Source organism: Arthrobacter sp. 10T419, from assembly GCF_056394105.1.
In genome coordinates, this window is sequence record NZ_JBFTHF010000001.1 from 146,597 (window position 1) to 167,656 (window position 21,060).

20 protein-coding genes are annotated in these 21,060 nt (G+C 65.6%); 12 read left to right on the forward strand and 8 right to left on the reverse strand.

Translation table 11 applies throughout. The annotated features are described in order from the left end of the window. Positions 1-132: 132 nt before the first annotated feature. Together AC1DBD_RS00695 and AC1DBD_RS00700 are read right to left on the reverse strand one after the other, a co-directional pair. Positions 133-1,185 carry a S66 family peptidase gene (locus tag AC1DBD_RS00695; protein ID WP_476981197.1) on the reverse strand — a complete coding sequence of 351 codons (1,053 nt, stop codon included), beginning with the start codon at positions 1,183-1,185 and terminating at the stop codon, positions 133-135. A 53-nt stretch (positions 1,186-1,238) separates the two neighbouring features. Further along, complete coding sequence (locus AC1DBD_RS00700) at positions 1,239-1,676, reverse strand: VOC family protein (protein WP_476909260.1); 438 nt, start codon at positions 1,674-1,676, stop codon at positions 1,239-1,241. 140 nt (positions 1,677-1,816) lie between these two features. On the opposite strand from AC1DBD_RS00700, the gene AC1DBD_RS00705 reads away from it, so the two are divergent. Further along, entirely contained in the window at positions 1,817-2,854 is a 1,038-nt protein-coding gene (locus AC1DBD_RS00705) for a DUF808 domain-containing protein (protein WP_476981198.1), read from the forward strand. Here AC1DBD_RS00705 and AC1DBD_RS00710 read toward each other — a convergent pair. Next, positions 2,851-3,324 (reverse strand): VOC family protein, encoded by a 474-nt coding sequence (locus AC1DBD_RS00710; RefSeq protein ID WP_441416676.1) that lies wholly within the window; start codon positions 3,322-3,324, stop codon positions 2,851-2,853. The genes AC1DBD_RS00705 and AC1DBD_RS00710 overlap by 4 nt on opposite strands. A gap of 216 nt (positions 3,325-3,540) precedes the next feature. Further along, a complete protein-coding gene (locus AC1DBD_RS00715) occupies positions 3,541-3,747 on the reverse strand; it encodes a DUF4177 domain-containing protein (RefSeq protein WP_441416677.1) in 207 nt (68 codons plus the stop codon). A 226-nt stretch (positions 3,748-3,973) separates the two neighbouring features. Here AC1DBD_RS00715 and AC1DBD_RS00720 point away from each other — a divergent pair, with 226 nt between their 5' ends. The 5 genes from AC1DBD_RS00720 to AC1DBD_RS00740 all read left to right on the forward strand — a co-directional run bounded on the left by AC1DBD_RS00720 (position 3,974) and on the right by AC1DBD_RS00740 (position 11,583). Beyond that, positions 3,974-5,710 carry an ABC transporter ATP-binding protein gene (locus AC1DBD_RS00720; protein ID WP_476981199.1) on the forward strand — a complete coding sequence of 579 codons (1,737 nt, stop codon included), beginning with the start codon at positions 3,974-3,976 and terminating at the stop codon, positions 5,708-5,710. Then, positions 5,707-7,764 (forward strand): ABC transporter ATP-binding protein, encoded by a 2,058-nt coding sequence (locus tag AC1DBD_RS00725; RefSeq protein ID WP_476981200.1) that lies wholly within the window; start codon positions 5,707-5,709, stop codon positions 7,762-7,764. The genes AC1DBD_RS00720 and AC1DBD_RS00725 overlap by 4 nt, the downstream gene beginning before the upstream one ends. Before the next feature lie 315 nt (positions 7,765-8,079). Beyond that, on the forward strand, positions 8,080-8,613 hold the full coding sequence (locus tag AC1DBD_RS00730) for a hypothetical protein (protein WP_476981201.1): 534 nt from the start codon (positions 8,080-8,082) through the stop codon (positions 8,611-8,613). Between the two features lie 1,078 nt (positions 8,614-9,691). Next, entirely contained in the window at positions 9,692-10,702 is a 1,011-nt protein-coding gene (locus tag AC1DBD_RS00735) for a ParA family protein (RefSeq protein WP_476981202.1), read from the forward strand. Beyond that, the gene (locus AC1DBD_RS00740) at positions 10,699-11,583 is read left to right on the forward strand and encodes an SIR2 family NAD-dependent protein deacylase (protein ID WP_476981203.1); all 885 of its coding nucleotides are present in this window, start codon (positions 10,699-10,701) and stop codon (positions 11,581-11,583) included. Before AC1DBD_RS00735 ends, AC1DBD_RS00740 begins: the two co-directional genes overlap by 4 nt. Before the next feature lie 231 nt (positions 11,584-11,814). On the opposite strand, the gene AC1DBD_RS00745 is transcribed toward AC1DBD_RS00740, so the two are convergent. Continuing rightward, positions 11,815-12,516: an SCO1664 family protein gene (locus tag AC1DBD_RS00745; RefSeq protein WP_476981204.1), complete on the reverse strand. Its 702-nt coding sequence runs from the start codon at positions 12,514-12,516 to the stop codon at positions 11,815-11,817. Between the two features lie 25 nt (positions 12,517-12,541). Continuing rightward, a complete protein-coding gene (locus AC1DBD_RS00750; RefSeq protein ID WP_476981205.1) occupies positions 12,542-13,207 on the reverse strand; it encodes an MSMEG_4193 family putative phosphomutase in 666 nt (221 codons plus the stop codon). A gap of 92 nt (positions 13,208-13,299) precedes the next feature. Here AC1DBD_RS00750 and AC1DBD_RS00755 point away from each other — a divergent pair, with 92 nt between their 5' ends. From AC1DBD_RS00755 to AC1DBD_RS00765, 3 genes are all read left to right on the forward strand, one after another. Beyond that, a complete protein-coding gene (locus AC1DBD_RS00755) occupies positions 13,300-14,688 on the forward strand; it encodes a sigma 54-interacting transcriptional regulator (protein ID WP_476981206.1) in 1,389 nt (462 codons plus the stop codon). 19 nt (positions 14,689-14,707) lie between these two features. Next, complete coding sequence (locus AC1DBD_RS00760; RefSeq protein WP_476981207.1) at positions 14,708-16,711, forward strand: vWA domain-containing protein; 2,004 nt, start codon at positions 14,708-14,710, stop codon at positions 16,709-16,711. A gap of 123 nt (positions 16,712-16,834) precedes the next feature. Next, positions 16,835-17,362 carry a hypothetical protein gene (locus AC1DBD_RS00765; RefSeq protein WP_476981208.1) on the forward strand — a complete coding sequence of 176 codons (528 nt, stop codon included), beginning with the start codon at positions 16,835-16,837 and terminating at the stop codon, positions 17,360-17,362. On the opposite strand, the gene AC1DBD_RS00770 is transcribed toward AC1DBD_RS00765, so the two are convergent. Next, positions 17,359-18,252 carry an alpha/beta fold hydrolase gene (locus AC1DBD_RS00770; RefSeq protein WP_476981209.1) on the reverse strand — a complete coding sequence of 298 codons (894 nt, stop codon included), beginning with the start codon at positions 18,250-18,252 and terminating at the stop codon, positions 17,359-17,361. The genes AC1DBD_RS00765 and AC1DBD_RS00770 overlap by 4 nt on opposite strands. 194 nt (positions 18,253-18,446) lie before the next feature. On the opposite strand from AC1DBD_RS00770, the gene AC1DBD_RS00775 reads away from it, so the two are divergent. Beyond that, a complete protein-coding gene (locus tag AC1DBD_RS00775) occupies positions 18,447-18,770 on the forward strand; it encodes a YciI family protein (protein WP_476981210.1) in 324 nt (107 codons plus the stop codon). Then, the gene (locus tag AC1DBD_RS00780) at positions 18,767-20,002 is read left to right on the forward strand and encodes an RNA polymerase sigma factor (protein ID WP_476981211.1); all 1,236 of its coding nucleotides are present in this window, start codon (positions 18,767-18,769) and stop codon (positions 20,000-20,002) included. Before AC1DBD_RS00775 ends, AC1DBD_RS00780 begins: the two co-directional genes overlap by 4 nt. A gap of 13 nt (positions 20,003-20,015) precedes the next feature. On the opposite strand, the gene AC1DBD_RS00785 is transcribed toward AC1DBD_RS00780, so the two are convergent. Continuing rightward, on the reverse strand, positions 20,016-20,498 hold the full coding sequence (locus tag AC1DBD_RS00785) for a hypothetical protein (RefSeq protein ID WP_476916962.1): 483 nt from the start codon (positions 20,496-20,498) through the stop codon (positions 20,016-20,018). A 180-nt stretch (positions 20,499-20,678) separates the two neighbouring features. Here AC1DBD_RS00785 and AC1DBD_RS00790 point away from each other — a divergent pair, with 180 nt between their 5' ends. Continuing rightward, on the forward strand, positions 20,679-21,020 hold the full coding sequence (locus tag AC1DBD_RS00790; RefSeq protein ID WP_476981212.1) for a YciI family protein: 342 nt from the start codon (positions 20,679-20,681) through the stop codon (positions 21,018-21,020). Positions 21,021-21,060 lie beyond the last annotated feature (40 nt).

The window sequence follows — 21,060 nt, forward strand, 5'->3', positions numbered from 1 at the left end:
AGTGGAGCGCAAGGACTACAGAGCAGAACGGTCAGGATCGGCGCTCCGGCGATGATGAACGCGATCCAACGCCCGGATCGCGGGCTTCGCCGCTTAGCCAACTTGGTCGCTGACTTTCGAGCTCCGCGACGCTTAGGAATAGTTCGCGGTGATCGTCTTTGCTTCGCCGTTGAGTTGGATCTGACCGCCGTAGGGGATGATCCACTGTGGCCGGGTATGCCCGAACGGGACCCCGATGCAGACGACGGCGTCCGGGTTGTATCGTGCGATTTCGGCGGCGGCCACATCCCGCTGTGCCGCGCGCAACTGAGCCCGTTCGACGGCGGGCGGGATCTGCCCGTGGCTGCTGACGGGCGGCCTGGCGACCATCACGCCGTCGACTGCCTCCAAGACACCACGCTCGCCGAGCGCTCGAATCCACCGCTTAACCCAGTCTGCGGGAGCCAGCAGTTCGCTGGTTTCGAGGAGCAGGATGCTGCCCCGGAGTGCGTCGAGGGCGGGCAGCCTGTCGGCGATGGCCAGCTGGTCGAGGACTTCGATACAGCCGCCCCATGTGGGACCGGAGACGGTGCGTGCCGGACCCGTCCACGTCCAGGGTTCGGTGGGTTCGCGGTCGCCGTATTCGACGAGCGCCCGTGGCTCGAGCCAATCCGGCCCGAAGTCCTCTGATTCCCCCGGATCGGTGACCTCAAGTTCGCCTCCGGTGAGCAGCGCCGCACGCAGGGAAGCGAGGTGGACGTCGTCCGCACCCGGCCCGGCGCCGAGGTGAACCTGGGTGGAACCGCCGTAATATGCGGGTATCCCAAGGGACCACAGCCAGTTGAGCAGATTGGTGTTGTCGCTGTAGCCGATGAAGATCTTCGGATCCGCTTCCGCCGCCGCGGCGTCCAGATGCGGCACGACCGTGATCTGGTCGTCGCCGCCGATGGTCGCGAGGATCGCACGGATGCTGGGATCGGCGAACGCCGCATTGATGTCCGCCGCCCGTTCCTCTGGACGGGATCCGAGTTTGCGGGTCGTTGGGAACTCCACCGGTATCAGGCCCGTGGCCGCAATGAGGCGCTGCATGGCCTGCTCATGCACGGCAGGGGCGAATCCAGGCGCGGCAAAGGACGGCGAGAGAACCGCGACCCGATCGCCCGCGGAGAGCTTGGGAGCGGGCACGTTCAACTGCGAATGTTCCATCCGCTCATCGAACCAGACTGCGCGCCCGTCCGGCGAACGGGCGCACTGGCCCCTCAGGCTTTCTTCAGCTCCTCGGCGAGCATCACGAGGATGCCGCTGGGACCGCGGAGGTACGTGAGTTTGTAGACGTCCTTGTAGGTCGCCACACCGCGGAGCGGAAGGCAGCCGTGCCGCGCGGCGATCTCCAGGGCTTCGCCGATGTCAGGGACTGAGAACGCCACCCGGTGCATGCCGATCTCGTTGGGACGGGTGGGCGCCGTCTCGATCGCCTCGGGGTGGATGTATTCAAAGAGCTCGAGGCGGCCGCGGCCGTCCGGCGTTTCGAGCATGGCAATGTTGGCGTGATTGCCGTCAAGCCCGACGGCGGTGTCGGTCCATTCGCCGCTGACGGTGTCCCGCCCAACGACCGCCAGACCGAGGTCGGTGAAGAACGCGATCGCCTCGTCGAGGCTGCGCACGGCGATGCCGACGTTCTCAAGTCTGATGTTCATGCTCATCACGCTACCGAGCCGCCCCGGCAGAGATCCAGAGCCGACGGGCTGTCCCTCATATAATTGAGCATGCCGATCACGCACCCCGACCAGGGCACCCCCGTCCAGCCGTCCGCCCCCAAACAGTACGGACGCGGGCTGTGAGCGGCGGCCTGGTCGCCCTGCTGGACGACATCGCAGCCCTGGCCAAGATCGCGGCCGCCTCGGTGGACGACGTCGCCGCCGGAGCAGCCAAAGCGGGGGCCAAAGCTGCGGGCGTGGTCATTGACGACGCCGCCGTCACCCCTCAGTACGTGTCCGGGGCGGACCCGTCCCGCGAGCTGCCGATGATCAAGAAGATCTTCTGGGGCTCGCTGCGGAACAAACTCCTGATCATCCTGCCGGCGCTGCTGCTCATCAGCGCCTTCATCCCGGGCGTCATTCCCTTCATCCTCATGGCGGGCGGCACCTACCTCTGCTACGAGGGTGCCGAGAAGGTCTGGCACAAACTCCGCGGACAGCACGACGCCGAGGAAGACACCCCGGCGGTCGACCGGGGGCCGGAGGCGGAGGCCAAGGTCACCAAGGGCGCCATCACCACCGACTTCATCCTTTCCTGCGAGATCATGGTCATCGCGATGAACGAGGTGGCGGCCGAATCCCTGTGGGTTCGGGCCTCCATCCTGGTCGCAGTGGCGATCGCGATCACGGCCGCCGTGTACGGCGCCGTCGCACTCATCGTCAAGATGGACGACATCGGCCTGCACCTGACCACCAAGGAGTCCGCGGGCTCCCAGCGCTTCGGCGAGCTGCTCGTCAAGGGGATGCCCGCCGTGCTGACCACGATTACCGTCGTCGGGACGGGCGCCATGCTGTGGGTGGGCGGGCACATCATGCTGCAGGGCGCCCACGACCTCGGCTGGCACCTGCCCTACGATCTGGTCCACGCCCTCGAGCACCCCGTAGCCGGGATCCCGGTGGCGGGCGGCTTCCTGGCCTGGCTCGTGAACACCCTGTGCTCGGCCGTCCTCGGACTCGCCTGGGGCCTCGTCGTGATGGCGATCCTGCAGCCGCTGCTCAAAGCGCTGCCGTTCGGCAAGAAGGACAGCGGACACAAGGACGGGCACCAAAAGGGCGACGTCCGCGCCGCCGTCCAAGGCCATCAGCCCGCGAAACACGACGCCGATCCCGCCTCCTAGCCCGTATCCTCCGTCGTAATTGGCTCGCAAGCCAGCGGACTGAGGCGCCGACTTAAGGAATGTGCGCCAGCACTCAGACGTTCGCTTTCTTCAATGGACGACGGCGAGTTGTCCGTCCCGGCGGTGTCCACCACGCAGAACCGGTTGCCCTCCGGGTCGGCAAGGATCACGTAGTCCGCGTCCGCCGGCCGCTTGCTCCACTCGACCGGGGTGGCGCCCAGGGCCAGGAGCCGCTGCACTTCGGCGTCCTGCTGGTCGGTGTAAAGATCCAGATGCAGGCGTGGCGGGATCTGGAGGGCCGCGGGAACGCGGTCTAGGGAGATGCAGGTGCCGGCACCGGCCGGCGGCTGCAGGATGACAAAGTCGTCGAGGGGCTCGTGCCGCGGCTCGTAGCCCAGCGCGGCCTGCCAGAAAGCCATCTGGCGTTCGAGGTTTTCCACCCTGATCACGATCGAACCAATGCTCAGCATTCGGCCAAGGTACACCTTGGTCCGGGATTAACTGACGGCTGTTCCCGAAAGAAGTTGATCACGGCGCAGGGTCGCCTGCTGAGCGAACTCCTGCCTCCGGGCAGTCAAATTCCGTGAGCGAACCTCGACCTCCTCTCAATCTGGAGCACGACCGCTTTCCTGCGAACGGACTCGCCGGAGGATGCCATGGCGTCCCGACGCCACAGCGAGGTGCGACTATCCGAGGCGCTCGAACACCATGGTTGCCTGTATGCGGTCACCGCCGCCGAGTCCCTTGCTCCCGCTGCTGGCGGTGGTTATGGTGTGGAGGCGATAGCCTTTTGCGGCCTGATCGTTGAGGGTCTTCTCCAGAGAAGTCAGGTTTCCCGAGCCGGTTCCCCACAGCTTCTCTTTTAGGATCACCTGCAGCACGACATACTCCATGACAAGACTTCCTTCCGTTTCTGGCCGATTGGGAGCAACGCTACTCGACGTTGCGCAGTGCCAATGACAGGTCAGCGGATCAAATTAAGACCGTGTCAAGATCTGGCGGCGCCCGCGTCGACGCGCGCCGAGTCCGCCCAGAGAATAACCCCGTCCGCGCCCAGCATCCGGACGTAAACTGACCTCCGGACCACCAACCGGGGACCGTGCAAGAACTGGAGACCGGATGCTCTGGAAACTGCTCGTCGAATACCTGAGGCCGCAGCGGCGGCTGCTGCTCGCCGTCGTCGTCTTCCAGCTGGCGGCGTCCATCGCCTCGTTGTACCTGCCCACCCTGAACGCTGACATCATCGACCAGGGTGTGGCGCGCGGGGACACGGACTACATCGTGCGCGTCGGCGGCGTGATGCTGATGGTCACGCTGCTGCAGATCGCCTGCACCATCGCCGCCGTCTACTTCGGCGCGAAGGCCGCGATGGCGCTGGGCCGGGACGTGCGCGGGGCGATCTTCACCCGGGTGGCGGAGTTCTCCGAGCAGGAGGTGACCCGGTTCGGCGCGCCCAGCCTGATCACCCGCTCCACCAACGACGTCCAGCAGGTCCAGCAGCTGGTGCTGATGTCCGCCACGCTTATGGTCACCGCGCCCATGCTGAGCATCGGCGGCGTCATCATGGCGGTCCGGCAGGACGTGCAGCTGTCCTGGCTGATTGCGGTCAGCGTGCCGGTGCTGCTCATCGCCGTGGGCCTGATCGTCACCCGGATGGTGCCGCTGTTCCGGCTCATGCAGACCCGGATCGACACGGTCAACCGGGTGCTGCGCGAACAGCTCACCGGCATCCGCGTGGTCCGCGCCTTCGTCCGCGAGGACATCGAGACCGCCCGCTTCGGCCGCGCCAACGAGGACGTCACGGACACCGCGCTGCGCGCCGGCCGGCTGATGGCCCTCGCCTTCCCCACCGTGATGCTGGTGCTCAACGTCTCCTCCGTGGCCGTGATTTGGTTCGGCGCGTTCCGGATCGAGAACGGCTCCATGCAGGTGGGCACGATGATCGCGTTCCTGAGCTACCTGATGCAGATCCTGATGTCCGTCATGATGGCCACGTTCATGGCGATCATGATCCCGCGCGCCGCCGTCTCCGCGGACCGGATCGGCGCGGTGCTGGGCACCGAATCCAGCGTCCGGCCGCCGGAGCGCCCGGTCAGCCTCGCCCGTGCAGCCCGCGGCGAGCTGGAAATGCGCGACGTCGGATTCGCCTACCCGGGTGCCGAGGCACCGGTCCTCTCGGACGTGGACTTCACCGCTCGCGCCGGGCAGACGACGGCGATCATCGGGTCCACGGGGTCCGGGAAGACCACCCTGGTGAACCTGATGCCGCGGCTATTCGACGCCTCGTCCGGTTCGGTGCGGATCGACGGCGTGGACGTCCGCGAGCTGCACCCGGACCTGCTCTGGGGGCACATCGGCCTGGTCCCGCAGAAGCCCTACCTGTTCTCCGGCACGGTCCGCAGCAACCTGCTCTACGGCAAGCCCGACGCCACCGAGGACGAGCTCTGGCGCGCGTTGGCCATCGCGCAGGCGGAGGACTTTGTCCGCGAGATGGAGGGCGGGCTGGACGCGCCCATCTCGCAGGGCGGCACCAACGTCTCCGGCGGGCAGCGGCAGCGGATCGCGATCGCCCGGGCGCTGGTGAAACGGCCCGAGCTCTACATCTTTGACGACTCGTTCTCCTCGCTGGACACCGCCACGGATGCCAGGCTGCGGCAGGCGCTCCGGCAGCACACCGCCGGCGCGACCCTGGTGATCATCGCCCAGCGGGTCTCCAGCATCGTGGACGCGGACCAGATCCTGGTGCTCGACGACGGCAGGATCGTCGCGCACGGCACGCACGAGGAGCTGCTGGAGACCTCGCCGACGTACAACGAAATTGTGAATTCCCAGCTGGCGGCGGAGGAGGCGGTATGAGCAAGGTCGAGTCCCGGACTTCTGCTTCCGGCGGCGTCGGAGGTTCGGGTGCCGGCGCGGGTGGCGGTGCCGGCGGGAAGCCGCCCGGCGCTGGCCAGGAGGCCCCGCTGCGGATCCCGCGACCGCGCGGCGGCCCCGGCCACGGCGGCCCGTTCGCCGGAATGAACATCCCGGCGGAGAAGGCGATGAACTTCGGCCCGTCCGCGAAGCGGCTGCTGGGCGAACTCCGCCCCGAGCGGATCTGGCTGACGCTGGTACTCCTGCTCGCCGTCGTGAGCGTGACGCTGTCCGTGATCGGGCCGCGGCTGCTGGGCGAGGGCACCAACCTGATCTTCGCCGGCGTCGTGTCCAAGCAGCTGCCTGCCGGGGTGAGCAAGGCGCAGCTGATCGCGCAGCTGAGGGCCGCGGGGGAGAACCAAAAGGCGGACATGCTCAGCGCCATGGCGCTGACTCCGGGGACCGGGATCGACTTCGCCGCGCTGTCCTCGGTGCTGCTCTGGGCGCTGGTGCTGTACGTGCTGGCCTCCGCGTTTATGTGGATGCAGGCATATATCCTCAACGGCGTGGTCCAACGCACCGTGTACCGGCTGCGCGAGCGGATCGAGGCGAAGATCAACCGGCTGCCGCTGCGCTACTTCGACACCGTGCAGCGCGGCGAGCTGCTCAGCCGGGTGACCAACGACGTGGACAACATCTCCCAGAGCCTGCAGCAGTCCATCAGCCAGGCGGTGACCTCGGTGCTGACCGTGGCCGGGGTGCTGGTGATGATGGTGATCCTCTCGCCGACGCTGGCCATCATCGCGCTGGTGACCATTCCGCTGACCCTGGTGACGACGGCGGTGATCGCCAAGCGCTCGCAGAAGCTGTTCGTGGCGCAGTGGAAGAACACCGGCGAGCTGAACGGCCAGATCGAGGAGACCTATACCGGGCACGCGCTGGTGAAGGTCTTCGGCCGGCAGCGCGAGGTAAAGGAGACGTTCCGGCAGAAGAACGTGGAGCTGTACCAGGCCAGCTTCGGCGCGCAGTTCATTTCCGGGCTGATCATGCCGGCCATGACGTTCATCGGGAACCTCGTTTATGTGGGGATCGCCGTGGTGGGCGGGCTGCAGGTGGCGTCCGGGGCGATGCAGCTGGGAGATGTGCAGGCGTTCATCCAGTACTCGCGGCAGTTCACCCAGCCGCTGGCCCAGCTGGGCTCGATGGCGAACCTGCTGCAGTCCGGCGTGGCGTCGGCGGAGCGGGTGTTCGAGCTGCTGGACACCGAGGAGCAGTCGGCTGATCCGGTGCCGTCTCAGGCTCCTTCTGGGGGCCGGGGGCGGCTGGTGTTCGAGGACGTGTCCTTTGCCTACTCTGCGGACAAGCCGCTGATTTCCAACCTGAGCCTGGTGGCGGAGCCGGGGCAGACCGTGGCGATCGTGGGCCCGACCGGGGCCGGCAAGACCACGCTGGTGAACCTGATGATGCGGTTCTACGAGCTCGATGCCGGGCGGATCACGCTGGACGGTGTGGACGTCGCGGCGATGTCCCGGCACGAGCTGCGCTCGCGGATGGGCATGGTGCTGCAGGACACCTGGCTGTTCGGCGGCTCCATCCGGGACAACATCGCCTACGGCCGGCCGGATGCTTCCGAAGCGGAGATCCTCGAGGCGGCGAAAGCGACGTACGTGGACCGGTTCGTGAAATCGTTGCCGCAGGGCTACGACACCGTACTCGACGACGAGGGCGCCAACGTCTCGGCGGGGGAGAAGCAGCTTCTCACGATTGCCCGCGCGTTCCTGGCCCGGCCCTCGGTGCTGATCCTCGACGAGGCAACATCCTCGGTGGATACCCGCACCGAGGTGCTGGTGCAGAAGGCGATGAGCGCGCTGCGGTCCGACCGCACGTCGTTCGTCATCGCGCACAGGCTCTCCACCATCCGCGACGCCGACCTCATCCTGGTGATGGAGGCCGGCCAGATCGTGGAGCAGGGCACGCATGCGTCCCTGCTGGAGGCCGGCGGGGCGTACGCGGCGCTGTACGCGGCCCAGTTCGCTGCGCCTGTGGCGGAGGTCTGAGGGGCAGGGCCGCTCGACTTGAGTTGCGGTCCTTGCGGCCGCGGCGTCCAGATCGCCGCCTCTAACCGCTCCCTAACCCGCGCTGATGGCCCGACCCAGGGTCAACTGACCGTCCTCGTTTCAGGGGATACGCGATCTTCTGCAGGATGCGCGGTTGTACGGCGGCCCGGTCCGGGACAGCATCGTCTCTGACTGGCCCTTCCTAACCCGAGGAGGAGATGCTGGAGGCGGCTAAGCCGACGAGAGCTAGTCCACAATCGCGGACGTTGACTAGCGGATCCCTGTATTATCATCCGTGGCAGAAGGGGAGCGCCGATGAACTGGATCGATTGGACTCAAGTCCCGTCGTGGACCGATTGGGTCGGTCTGGTGGGAACGGGTCTGTCTATCTGGGCGGCATACGCTGCGTTCCAAAAAGCAAAGGCGATTGAGTCAACTGCGCGAGCAACAACGAAGAAGCTGGCCAAGAACAGCTTGCGAGATTGTCTGGAGGCCCTCAAGAGGCTAAGTAATCACTTGGAACAGGCCTCGACTTCGGATGATAGGCAGGGAGCTCGATACATCCTGCTGTGGATCGCTCAGGAGTGCAGCCGGGCAGCTGAACTTCTCTCGCACACGGATGTTGAAGATGCTGTGACTGGCCACGAGGGGATAAAGCTCACTGTTCAGCTAGGAGTACTAGCTCAATTTGCGGCGGACGCCAAAAATAATCTTTACTCAAAACCGTCGACGAAGGTCGACCGAATCGTCAAGCCTGCTCAGTCCGTCCTAGACCAACTGGGGCCAACTCTGGAGGGCATCACGACACGTATATCGCACGGACTGGAGGCTCTTAATGCTGAACGCTGACGAGTGGGTCACTCTAATAGAGACCCTTATGGCCAGAACGGAATCGGGTAGGGCGAAATGGCAGCCGGCGCCCGGGGCTGCATACTCATTGCCTCTGGGAAAAAACGACGCGTTGGTTCTTGATAGCGTCGATGGTGATGGGAACGCTCCATTTGAGTTGAAGGTTTATCATCGGCGAGACGAATCCAGCGAACGCACGCTGTTTGCCGTACTTAGTACAGAAGACGACAGTAGTTGGGCCGCAGGTGGGCACAGGCTTGCGGAACTTTATAACTTAGTATCTCGCCAGGTTAGCGGCGTGTCCTCTGTTTTCAAAGGGATCCTGGACTCTCTTGGTGGGCCTGTTGAAACTCGCAAGCCTGCCGAAAAGGATGACCCATGGAGCCGGCAAAGCAACGGCGATAGCGACCGCCCATTCTGAGAATCGCGACTGATGAATCAAGTCCGTGGCCGAAACTGTCTTCCAAGCCCTCCGATGCGAAGGCGAAGAGCCCTGGACACCTTTGACCGCCGTTGCCTTGCCTTGATGCCAGCTCGCTGTCCCCACTAAGTGCATGTACAGCGAGCTGAGGGATCTCCCATCGACTACTGAGTGGCCGCGACGCAACGCCTCGGTCTGGAGCGTCTGAACATGCCATTGGGCATGTGGAACACGCGGTGCTGAATTGCTGAGCCCAACTCTTCATGCGCCCGATCCAAACACAAGAAACTCATGGCCTCGGCCGATGGCATCGGCCTTTGTGAATCCGCGGAGTTTCCGAGGAATCAGGGACAGGGCGAGGATTAGTTGGATTTTATCGACGCTCTCCTCGGCGCCGGGGAATCAGTTCGAGCCCTGCCGTGTGCGGGATCATTTCCAGCGCGTTGGTTTCGGTAAACCGCCACATCGGCATCGATCTGGCCCCTAGAGGGGTTCGGGCGCCGCCAATTCTGATCCTGGATGAGGCTGGATGGTGCGCGCCGCCGTCCCATCACAGGGGCGGCCAGCACGGAAGGTTCACCTTGGTGAGGTAGCCGATAATTTAAAAACGCCGAGCCGTATTGACCGTTTGGCGTTTAAGTCAGATAGATTGCCTAGATGAAATCGTTGGCGTTCTTCAATAACAAGGGCGGAGTCGGCAAGACGACACTCGCTTGCAACATGGCGCATTATCTCACCAGTAAGTTCGGATTGAAGACTTTGGTAGTCGACTGTGATCCGCAGTGCAACGCGACGCAGCTGCTTCTGCAAGATGAAGAGTGGTTAGACATATATGAAGACAGAAGTTCCTCAGAGCAGAAAACGATTCTCAAAGTTCTGACTCAGATTCGTCTAGGCGATAGCGGTATTGATACGGATTTTGCGATCCACCGGAGTGAGCGATTCGGCGTTGATGTTCTGGCTGGTCACCCCACACTCTCGGCAGTCGAAGACAAGCTAAGTCAGTCCTGGACCGACTTCCGGGCAGGAAGCTTCGGCGGGGCAAGGCGCAGCCGATGGGTTGCAGCGCTGGTCGAAGCCGCAGATTATGACTTAGTCGTCTTTGACGTAGGGCCGAGCCTCGGCGCGCTAAATCGATCCGTCCTCATCGGGACCGATAGATTCGTCACCCCGATGGCCGCCGATCTTTTTAGTCTCTACGCACTCGACAACATTACGGAATGGATTAACGGCTGGACACACGACTACGAGTCCGCAATCGCCGCAGTTTCAAGGGAAAACGCCGGCCTGCCGGGTGTCTCTGATTTGCCTGCCACGTCGGGTATAGAACAGGGATTCGTGGGCTACACCGTCCAGCAATATGTTAGTAAGCGCACTGGAAATGAAGTCCGTTCTGTGGCGGCCTACGATCGCTTTAAGCATCAGATACCCGAAAGAGCTAGATTGCTAACGAAGTTTGCGGCTCGGGACGTTATCGATCCTGCACTTGGAGTTGTGCCGAACATGTTCTCCATGATTCCGCTAGCCCAGAGTGTCCACGCGCCCATATTAGATCTTTCGCCGAAGGACGGTGTCCGAGGAGCGCAGGTATCGCAACAGCGCGCGTATTCGGATCAACTGACGGCAATCGGTGACGCGTTAGCTGATAATGCTGGGCTGAGCGCATGACGACCGTGATCGAGTCAGCTTCCAGTCTTCTCACAAAGTGGCCAGAAACTCTCCTGAATCGCATACTTGCCGACGACTGGGCTTTGGTCATCGGGGCCGGCCTATCGCGGCACGCGTCGAATGGTTCTGACAGTCCTGTCACGTGGAAGCAGCTAATCGAGCAACTAAGTGCTGCATTTACTGCCGGCGAGTCTCGGAATCTTGTGGATGAGCTCCTGCGCCTTGGGCAATATTTGGATGCAGCAGAGGTCGTTAAGCAGAGCGCGGTCGCAGCAGGAAAAGAGAATGACTTCCGTGCGATGATCCGGACAGCCACTGACGGTCCGGCCGGAGCCGCCTTTAAAGCTTCTGATCTACACAAACAGATAATTAACGAGTTGGCTCCTTCTCTCATAATAACAACGAATTATGATGCACTCATAGAACGTGCGAGTGACCACGGGTATAGCGTCCACCGCCCAGGAGATCTGAATCTTGGGTCAGATGTGCGCACTGGCACCCCTGCACTCGTAAAGCCCCACGGCACCGTGGACGATCTAAGCAATATCGTTTTGACTAGGTCGGACTACGCCACCATTCGGCATCGAGCGACCGAACTCTATAGTGTGATGGAGGCTGTGTTTCTTACAAAGACATGCCTATTCATTGGTTACTCATTCCAGGACCCGGATCTCATGTTGCTCCTCGAAAACTCTTTCGGAGGAGTCAATCGTGCTGGTGCTCATTATTGGCTGGCGCCGTCAAACGGTCCTCTATACCTGCAACGGCTCTTCCAGCAGCACTACGGGGTGGAGATGATCACATATGATCCTAGAGACGGGCACGTCGAAATGAAAAGTATGATTGAGGCCCTTTGTTTCGCAGTGTCTTCCAATCGCTAATTTGCGGCCTTATTCGAGACAATGTCAAGCTCGCTTGAGAGTCGAGTCGCTTTACCTGTTTGAGGCGACGGCGACTACGCCGCGCAGGCCGATACGGGCGCAGCAACGTGCAGCCCGGCGCACGAAGATTACGCCGTCGGAACAGATAGTGGTAGGAGCGGCCGCTGGGACGAGGTTCGCCTTTCGCTCGGTTTTGAGGACCCTGAGAGTCTCCGCATCGAGTGTCGGTGTTCAGACCAGCGGCCACGGGTAGCGCATGCCGGTGCGGTCCACCGGCAGTGCCCCGGCGACCAGGAGACGCTGGACGCGGCGCTGCAGGGCGCTGACCTCGTCGTCGTCGAGCAGGTCGGCAATCTCGGGAGGGACGGCCTCTGCGAGCGGGGCGATGTCCTCGAGCAGGGCGTCGGGGATGGGGTGGCCGGCGAAGTCCCAGATCACGGTGCGCAGTTTGAAGGCCGCCGAGAAGCAGAGCCCGTGGTCGATGCCCCAGATGCGCCCGTCGTCGCCGCGGAGCACGTGGCCGCTCTTGCGGTCCGTGTTGTTGGCGACGTAATCGAACAGCGCGATCCGCTCCAGCTCGCGGTGGGTCTCGGGGGCATCCTCGTACAGCGTGAAGTAATGCTCTTGGAAGTCGCACTCGATGAACCACTGCAGTGAGCCGACCCCCAACGGCGCCTCCGCGCGGATCACCGTGAGTGGCGCGAGCCCCCACCCCAGGGAATCGCTGAGCAGGTAGGCGGCGCGTTCCCGCCGGTAGAGCCCGGGCGCGAAATCGGACAGCGGCCGTTCCCCGGCCGCCGGCTTGTAGACCGCGTACCCCTCGTCCTCGCCGCAGGTGACCCGGACCAGGAACGTCTGGTTGCTGCTGCGCGGGATGAGGCCGAGCAGCTCAATGCTGCCCTCGGTCAGCAGGGTCAGTTCCCGGCCGGACACGGTCCCTCCCGCCTCGGAAGGGTGCTCATGACGCCCTCAGGCCGCTGAGCGGTTCCGACGTCGAGTTCACCATGTGCACCGCGGGATCCTGGCGGTCCACAAACGTGATGGCCGAGACCGAGCCCGGGCTGATCACAATCCGCTGGAACAGATCCAGCGGCGTGCCCAAGGCGTGGGCGACGGCGGCCTTGATCGGATCGGCGTGCGAAAAGCACACCACCACGCCCCCGGCATGGGCATCCCGCAGCGCCTCCATCGCCCCGACAATCCGCGCCTGCATCTCCGGAAAGCTCTCACCATTCGGGAAGCGGAAGGCAGACGGGCTTTGCTGCACGGTCTGCCACTCCGGCAGGACCGCCAGGTCCGCGATTGCGGCGCCGGTCCACTCGCCGAAATCACACTCGAGCAGCCCGTCGTCGTGCTTCACTGCCAGACCCGTGCGCACCGCCGTCGGCTCCGCCGTCTCGCAGGCCCGCTCCAGCGGCGAGGAATAGAGGGCGTCCACCGGCAGGCCGGAGAGCCGTTCGGAAACCCGTTCGGCCTGCTCCCGGCCACGGTCGGACAGGTGCAGTCCCGGCGCCCGGCCCGGCAGCACCATGCCGGTCGTCGGGGTCTCCCCGTGGCGCACCAGAAGCAGGAGCGTGCCCTGCCGAGAGGGCTCCGCCGGAGGTCCGGACGTTGCGGCAGTCATCAGAATCCAGCGTAAGCCGCACAAGCGCCCGATGCGCAGGAATCTCAAGAAATCCCTCGATTCCCCGCCGGGTACAGGTCTACGGTGGAGGAGTGAGTGATCGCCCCGAAATCTTCACTGTTGGTGAACTGCGTGCCTCCGGCCACGTCCACAAGGACCTGCGCCGCGAAATCCGCGACAACCTGCTCGCCGCGCTCGCCGCCGGCCGCGACCCGTGGCCCGGGATGTACGGCTTCAGCCGCACCGTCCTGCCCCAGTTGGAACGCGCCTTGCTCGCCGGGCACGACGTCGTCTTGCTCGGCGAACGCGGGCAGGGCAAGACCCGGCTGCTGCGCACCCTGGCCGGGCTGCTGGACGAGTGGTCGCCGGTGATCGAAGACTCGGAACTGAACGAACACCCCTACGAACCCCTCACCGAGCACTCCCGCGCCCGCGCCCTCACCGAGGGGGACCGGCTGCGGGTGGCGTGGCGGCACCGCTCCGAACGGTACGTCGAGAAGCTCGCGACTCCGGACACCTCCGTCGCGGACCTGATCGGCGACGTTGACCCGATGCGGGTGGCCGAGGGCCGCCGCCTGGGCGACCCGGAAACCATCCACTACGGGCTGGTCCCGCGCTCCAACCGCGGCATCATCGCCATCAACGAACTCCCCGACCTCGCCGAGCGGATCCAGGTCTCCATGCTCAACGTGATGGAGGAACGCGACATCCAGATCCGCGGCTACGTGCTGCGGCTGCCGCTGGACGTCCTGGTGGTCGCGTCCGCCAACCCGGAGGACTACACGAACCGGGGCAGGATCATCACCCCGTTGCGGGACCGCTTCGGCGCCGAGATCCGCACCCACTACCCGATCGAGCTAGACGACGAGGTGGCCGTCATCCGGCAGGAGGGGCACCTGGTGGCCGGCGTCCCGCCCGTCATCCTCGAAATCCTGGCCCGCTACACCCGGGCGCTGCGGCAGTCCCCGGCGATCAACCAGACCTCCGGCGTGTCCGCACGGTTCGCGATCGCCGGCGCCGAAACCGTCGCCGCGGCCGCCCTGCGCCGGGCCAGCGTGCGCGGCGAGGACCAGGCCGTCGCCCGGATCATCGACCTCGACGCCGCCGTGGAAGTCCTGGCCGGGAAGATCGAGTTCGAATCCGGCGAGGAAGGCCGGGAACAGGACATCCTGGACCACCTGCTGCGGATGGCCACCGCCGAAGCCGTCCGGGCGCACTTCCACGGCCTCGACATGGGCGACCTCGTCGCCGCCCTGGACGGCCACACCACGGTGACCACCGGGGAACTGGTCACCGCGCGGGAGTTCCTGGACAACCTCCCGCCGCTGAACGGATCCAGCCTCTACGACGACATCGGTGCGCGCCTCGGCGCGGAAAACGACGGGCAGCGCGCGGCCGCCGTCGAACTGGCACTGGAAGGCCTCTACCTCGCCCGGCGGATCTCCAAGGATTCCGACGACGAGGCGACCGTCTACGGGTAACGGCAGCTAAGGAGGGCCCATGACCGCTCACCACCGGTCCCGGTACAGCCGCTACGCCGGCGGGCCCGATCCGCTCGCGCCGCCGGTGGACCTGGCGGAGGCGCTGGACGCCGTCGCCGAGGACGTGATGGCCGGCTACTCGCCCCGGCACGCCCTGCAGGAATACCTGCGCCGCGGCGGCCGGAACCGGGAAGGCCTCGACGAGCTCGCCGGCCGGGTCCAGCAGCGGCGCAAGGACCTGCTGGGCCAGCACAAGCTGGACGGCACCCTCAACGAGGTGCAGAAACTGCTGGAGACCGCGGTGCTGGAGGAGCGCAAGCAGCTGGCCCGCGACGTCCGGATGGACGACACGGACCGCGCGTTCCGGGAGATGCAGCTGCAGAACCTGCCCAAATCCACGGCGGCGGCGGTCAACGAACTCGCCTCCTACGACTGGCAGTCCAGCACCGCCCGGGACGCCTACGAGCAGATCAAGGACCTGCTGGGCCGCGAAATCCTGGACCAGCGGTTCGCCGGGATGAAGGAGGCGCTGGAGGGCGCCACGGAAGAGGACCGCGCGGCCGTCGCCGAGATGCTGGCCGACCTCAACGAACTTCTCGACAAGCACCGCCGCGGCGAAGACACCGACGCGGACTTCCAGGAGTTCATGGCCAACCATGGGCAGCACTTCCCGGAGAACCCGCAGTCGGTCGAGGAACTGATCGACGCATTGGCCCAGCGCGCGGCCGCCGCGCAGCGGCTCATGCAGTCCATGTCCGCCGAGCAGCGCGAGGAACTAATGCGGCTTTCCGCCCAGGCATTCGGATCGCCGGAGCTTATGGCACAGCTGGGCCAACTCGATGCCAACCTGCAGGCGCTGCGCCCCGGCGAGGACTGGTCCGGGTCCGAACGCTTCGAGGGCGAGGAAGGACTGGGGCTCGGCGACGGCACCGGCGTGCTGCAGGACCTCGCCGAACTGGACGAACTCGCCGAACAGCTCTCGCAGTCCTACAACGGCTCCCGCCTGGACGACCTGGACCTGGACGCCCTGGCCCGCCAGCTCGGTCCGGACGCGGCGGTGTCCGCCCGCACTTTGGCGGAGATCGAGCGGGCCATGCACGACGGCGGCTTCCTGCAGCGCGGCGCCGACGGCGACCTGAAGCTCTCCCCGCAGGCCATGCGGCGGCTCGGCCGGTCGCTGCTGCGGGACACCGCGAAGCAGCTCTCCGGCCGTCAGGGCCGCCGGGACACCCGCGTTGCCGGGGCGGCGGGGGAGCAGACCGGCTCCAGCCGGCCCTGGGAGTTCGGCGACGCCGAACCGTGGGACGTCACCCGCACCATCACCAACGCGATCCGCCGCACCATCGCCGACGGCCGCGACCCGCGGCACGGGCTGCGCCTGGCCGTGGACGACATCGAGGTCACCGAAACGGAGGCACGCACGCAGGCCGCCGTCGCCCTGCTGGTGGACGTCTCCTTCTCGATGGCCGCCGAGGGGCGCTGGGTGCCGATGAAACGCACCGCGCTCGCCCTGCACCACCTCGTGTCCACCAAGTTCCGCGGCGACCGGCTGCAGCTCATCACGTTCGGCCGCTACGCGCAGACCATGGACATCGGCGAGCTCACCGCGCTGCCGGCCCTGCGGGAACAGGGCACCAACCTGCACCACGGGCTGCTGCTGGCCGGCCGGTTCTTCCGTCAGCACCCGTCGATGCAGCCGGTCCTGCTGGTGGTGACCGACGGCGAACCCACCGCGCACCTGGAGGCCGACGGCGAGTCGTGGTTCTCGTATCCGCCGGACCCGGAGACCATCCGGGTCACGGTCGCCGAGCTGGACCGGCTGGGCCGCGCCGGCACGCAGGCCACGTTCTTCCGGCTCGGCAATGACCCGGGCCTGGAACGCTTCGTCGCCCGGATGGCCCGGCGGATCGATGGCCGCGTCGTGGCGCCCGACGCCGGCGACCTGGGGGCCGCCGTCGTCGGGGAGTACCTCCGTGCGCACTTCCGCGGCCGGGCCTACGGCGACGACGACTGGGCGACGTAGCTCAGCTGCCGCCACACCCGCCGTCGGAGGCCCGCCAATGACTGGGATAAGCTCGCTTGCGATCGGAACAAGCAGCGAACCTAACTTTGAGCGGCGGATAATTCCTTGGATTTACTGGGCGGCATGAGCCTCGACAACCTGCGCATCTTCCCCTGGGTTGCGGCTGCCGTCTTTACGCTCGCGTCGGGCCTCTGGCGTCCGCGCCGGCTGCATTGGACCGCGCTAGGCTCCGTCCTGCTCTTCGCGGCCTTCAACGCAGGCGCCGGAATCTACATCCTGAACCACTTCGGTGATCCGCGCTGGTCCGGGGGAGAGCAGCCGCTGAGCGCGCCGTCGTTCGCCGGGACGCCCGTGGTGGGCCAGTTCCTGGGCCCGCTGGACTCCGCCCTGAACGGCGTGGTGGGCGGGGTGAATGAGTTCCTGGCCTTCAAGCACGCCCTTCCCATCGCCCTGGACTTCCTTGCCGTGTCCGGCTGGGGCCTGCTGGTCTCGTTCCCGCTGGCAGTTCTCGCTGCCGGCATCAGTTTCGCGATGGCCAGGCGCCGGGCGGCCGAGTTCGGAAAGTACCGCGCCACCGTCGACCGGCTCGAGGATGAGCTCGAACAGATCAAGCGGCAGGTCTCGTTGATGAATCCCGTCAATACGCCCTAATCGAGCAGGCTCACCACGGCCTGCGCGAACGCGCCCGGGTCCTCCTGCGGAACGTTGTGTCCAATGCGCGGCAGCAGGATTTCGCTGTAGGGGCCGGTGAAATGGTCCCGGTCCTCGCTCGCCGCCGGACCGCCGACGCCGTCGTCCCCGCTCTCAAGCACCACCGTGGGAACGGTGATGCTCGGCTCCTGCGCAATCAGGTCCTCGAACCGCTGGTACCGAGGGTCGCCATCGGCCAGTCCGTAACGGTGGCGGTAGGAGTGGATAACGACGTCGACGAAGTCGGGGTTGTGCAGGCTCGGGGCGCTGGCGGGAAACGCCCCGCGTGCCCCGGCCCAGGACGGCGACCAGGTGCGCCACAGCAGCTCACACAGTTCGTCCCGGTTCCGTTCCAGCCCGCGGCGCCCGCGCTCGGAGTGGAAGTAGTACTGATACCAGTAGCTCCGCTCCCACTCCGGGTTCACCGGTTCACCGGACCGGGCAAGGTTGTGCATGTTGTAGCCGTTGACGGTGACCAGGCCGGCGACACGGTCGGGCTCCAGTGCCGCCACGATGCACGCCGCCCGGCCGCCCCAGTCGTAGCCGGCAACGACTGCCTTCTCGATGTTGAGGGCATCCAGGAAGTCGAGCAGGTCCTGCGCCAGGGCCGCCTGCTGTCCTGAGCGCATCGTTGCGGGGTCGAGGAAACGGGTCGGGCCGAAGCCGCGAAGGTACGGCGCCAGCACAAAGGCGCCCTCACCGGCGAGGATCGCGGCGACGTCGTCGTAGGCCCGGACGTCGTACGGGAATCCGTGCAGCAGGACCACCGGCGTCCCGCGCGGATCGCCGGTGGACTCGTAGCCGATGTCCAGGACGGGGGTTTGGGCGCGGCCGGAGGAGGTAAAGCTCATAATGCCGGTCCTTCCACTTCGAGTGGGTGGGTCCTAGGCTACGGCATCCGGGCCGTGGGGTTTAGGGCCGCTTAGATCGGGGCGAAATCGCGGTGAGCTGCTGCCATTTCCTGTCGAATAGCGGCAGAGTTGTTCGTAGTAAGGGTGAGCGGGCGTCCAGAAGGGGTGCCCCAAACCGCAGGAGATGACTCGAAATGCAGTATTTGCTGTCCGTGATCAACGACAAGCTTGAGCTCGCGCCCTCGGAGGAGATGGCGACCATTAACGAGTTCAACGACCAGCTCCGGGCCGACGGCCACTGGGTCTTCGCTGGCGGCCTCGGCTTTCCCAACACGGCCACCGTCATCGACAACCGTGGCGAGTCCCCGGTGGTGACCGATGGGCCGTTCGTGGAGTCGAAGGAGTTTCTGGCCGGGTTCTGGATCATCAACGCCCCCGACCTCGACGTCGCCCTCAAGCTGGCCGCCGAGGGCTCGAAGGCCTGCAACCGGAAAATCGAGGTGCGGCCGTTCCTGTGAACGGACCCGACGTCGGCGGCGCCGTCAGCCAGGCCTACCGGGAGTACTGGGCCCGGCTGGTCGCCGCCCTGACCCGCCGCTTCGGCGACCTCGACCTCGCGGAGGAGGCGGCGGCCGAGGCGTTTGCCACCGCCGTCGAGCGGTGGCCGTCCGACGGCGTTCCGCCCAACCCCGGCGCCTGGCTGACCACCACGGCCAAGCGCAAAGCCATCGACAGGCTCCGCCGCGAAAACAAACGCGACGGCAAACACCAGGAGGCCCAGTTGGTGTTCGACGACGAACCACCTCAGCTCCTCGGCGCCGTCGACGACGACCGGCTCCGGCTGATCTTCACCTGCTGCCACCCGGCCCTCGCCCTGCAGACCCGCGTGGCGCTGACGCTGCGGATGGTGGGCGGGCTGACTGTACCGGAGATCGCCCGGGCCTTCCTGGTGCAGGAGACCACCATGGGGCAGCGGATCACCCGCGCGAAGGCCAAGATCAAGGCCGCACGGATCCCGTATCGCGTGCCGGCCGCCGAGGACCTGCCGGGGCGTGTCTCCGGCGTGCTCGCCGTGCTCTACCTGGTCTTCAACGAGGGCTATCTGGCGACGGGACCCGACACCGACCCCGTCCGCTCCGAGCTGACCGCCGAGGCCATCCGGCTCACCCGCCTGCTCCGCGCCCTCTTGCCGGACGACGGTGAGGTAGCGGGGCTGCTGGCCCTGATGCTTCTCACCGAAGCCCGGAGTGCTGCCCGGATCTCGGCCAGCGGCGAACTCGTGACCCTTGACGAGCAGAACCGGGGAGCCTGGGACACGGCGCTGATCGCCGAGGGCCACCGCCTGGTGCGTGAGCGCCTGGCGTCCGGGGCTGCGCCGGGGCCGTACCAGCTGCTCGCGGCGACCAACGCCGTGCATACCTCTGCCCGGGATTTCCGCGACACCGACTGGTCCCAGATCGTCGCGCTCTACGACCAGCTGGTGACTCTTGACCCGTCGCCCATAGTCGCGCTTAACCGGGCCGTCGCGGTGGGGGAACTGGACGGACCGCAGGTGGCCCTCGCCGCCGTCGACCGTCTTGAATCCGACCTGGCCGGGTATCACGCGTTCTACGCCACCCGCGCGGAGCTGTTGCGGAGGCTGGGCCGCGCCCCGGAGGCGCGGGCCGCGTACGAGAAAGCCATCGAACTGGCCGGCAACTCCGCCGAGGCTGCCACCCTGAGACGCCGCCGGGACAGGCTGGGGTCGTGAGCCAAAGTTTTCGTTAGGCCGGACTGAATTCCATCCGCCAATTCGTCTCCCAGGACTTTCCGCCGTCGTTGGAGAACGCTTGCTCCCACCGCGGATTCTGGGTCGTTGAGAACCAAGTAAACCGCACGCGAATAGGGCTGCCGTTCAGGTTGTCGTCCGCGAAGAAGGTCCCGATGCCGGAATCGAACTTTCCGATGACCGGAGTGTCAAGGGTGCCCGGGTTGCGGCCGTCCAACCACCAAATTGACCATGTCCCGAGGTCTGGCGAGTACGACCTAATGGCGATCGCCCGCGCATCGCCGTCGGGGAATCTCAGGAGGTTGTCTTCAAGGTTTCCGTAACCGCCGAGCGTCTTGGAAGTCGACGATAAGCCGGAGAACTCGGTCCACTCGGTGCATGCCGCGAAGAGCTGGTTGAGTCGCTCGTGTCGCACGGTCCAGCTTCCGATGATGAAGTCGAAGTCGCTCGGGCTGTCCTTGAGGTCTTCCAGCGGCATTGATGCTCCTTTTGTGGGTGACCATACTTTTGACATACTCCCACCCTGGGATGATTATTTCCGCGTACTAATTGAGGGCGATTTCTGTGGCGCTCTGCGGGGCCGCGGAGATCTTGCACGGCATTGGGGCATCGGCAAGGATAAGCGCCATCCCTGTGCTGCGAAGAAGGAGTCGACGCCATGACCAAGTACCTGATCTCGTTTCCGAGTGCCGCCATGGTTTTCCCCGAGGAAGAGCTACAGTCCGTAGCGGATGCGTCGCACGCGGTGGTCCAGGAGGCGAAGGATGCAGGCGTCTGGGTGTTCGGCGGCGGCATCGATGAGAGCATCCCGCCTGTCATGGTCGACGGCGACGGGACCGTGCGCGAGGGCACCTACCCGCAGACGGCGCAGCTTGAAGGGGGCTATTCGGTGCTGGAGTTGCCTTCGTACGAGGCGGCCCTGGAGTGGGCAGCGAAGATCGCCGTCTCCTGCCGTTGCGCGCAGGAGGTGCGCGCTTTCCAATACGACCCCGCCAGCTGACGGCGCCAGCCGTATCCGCGCTGCCTAGGCGGCTCCGTGC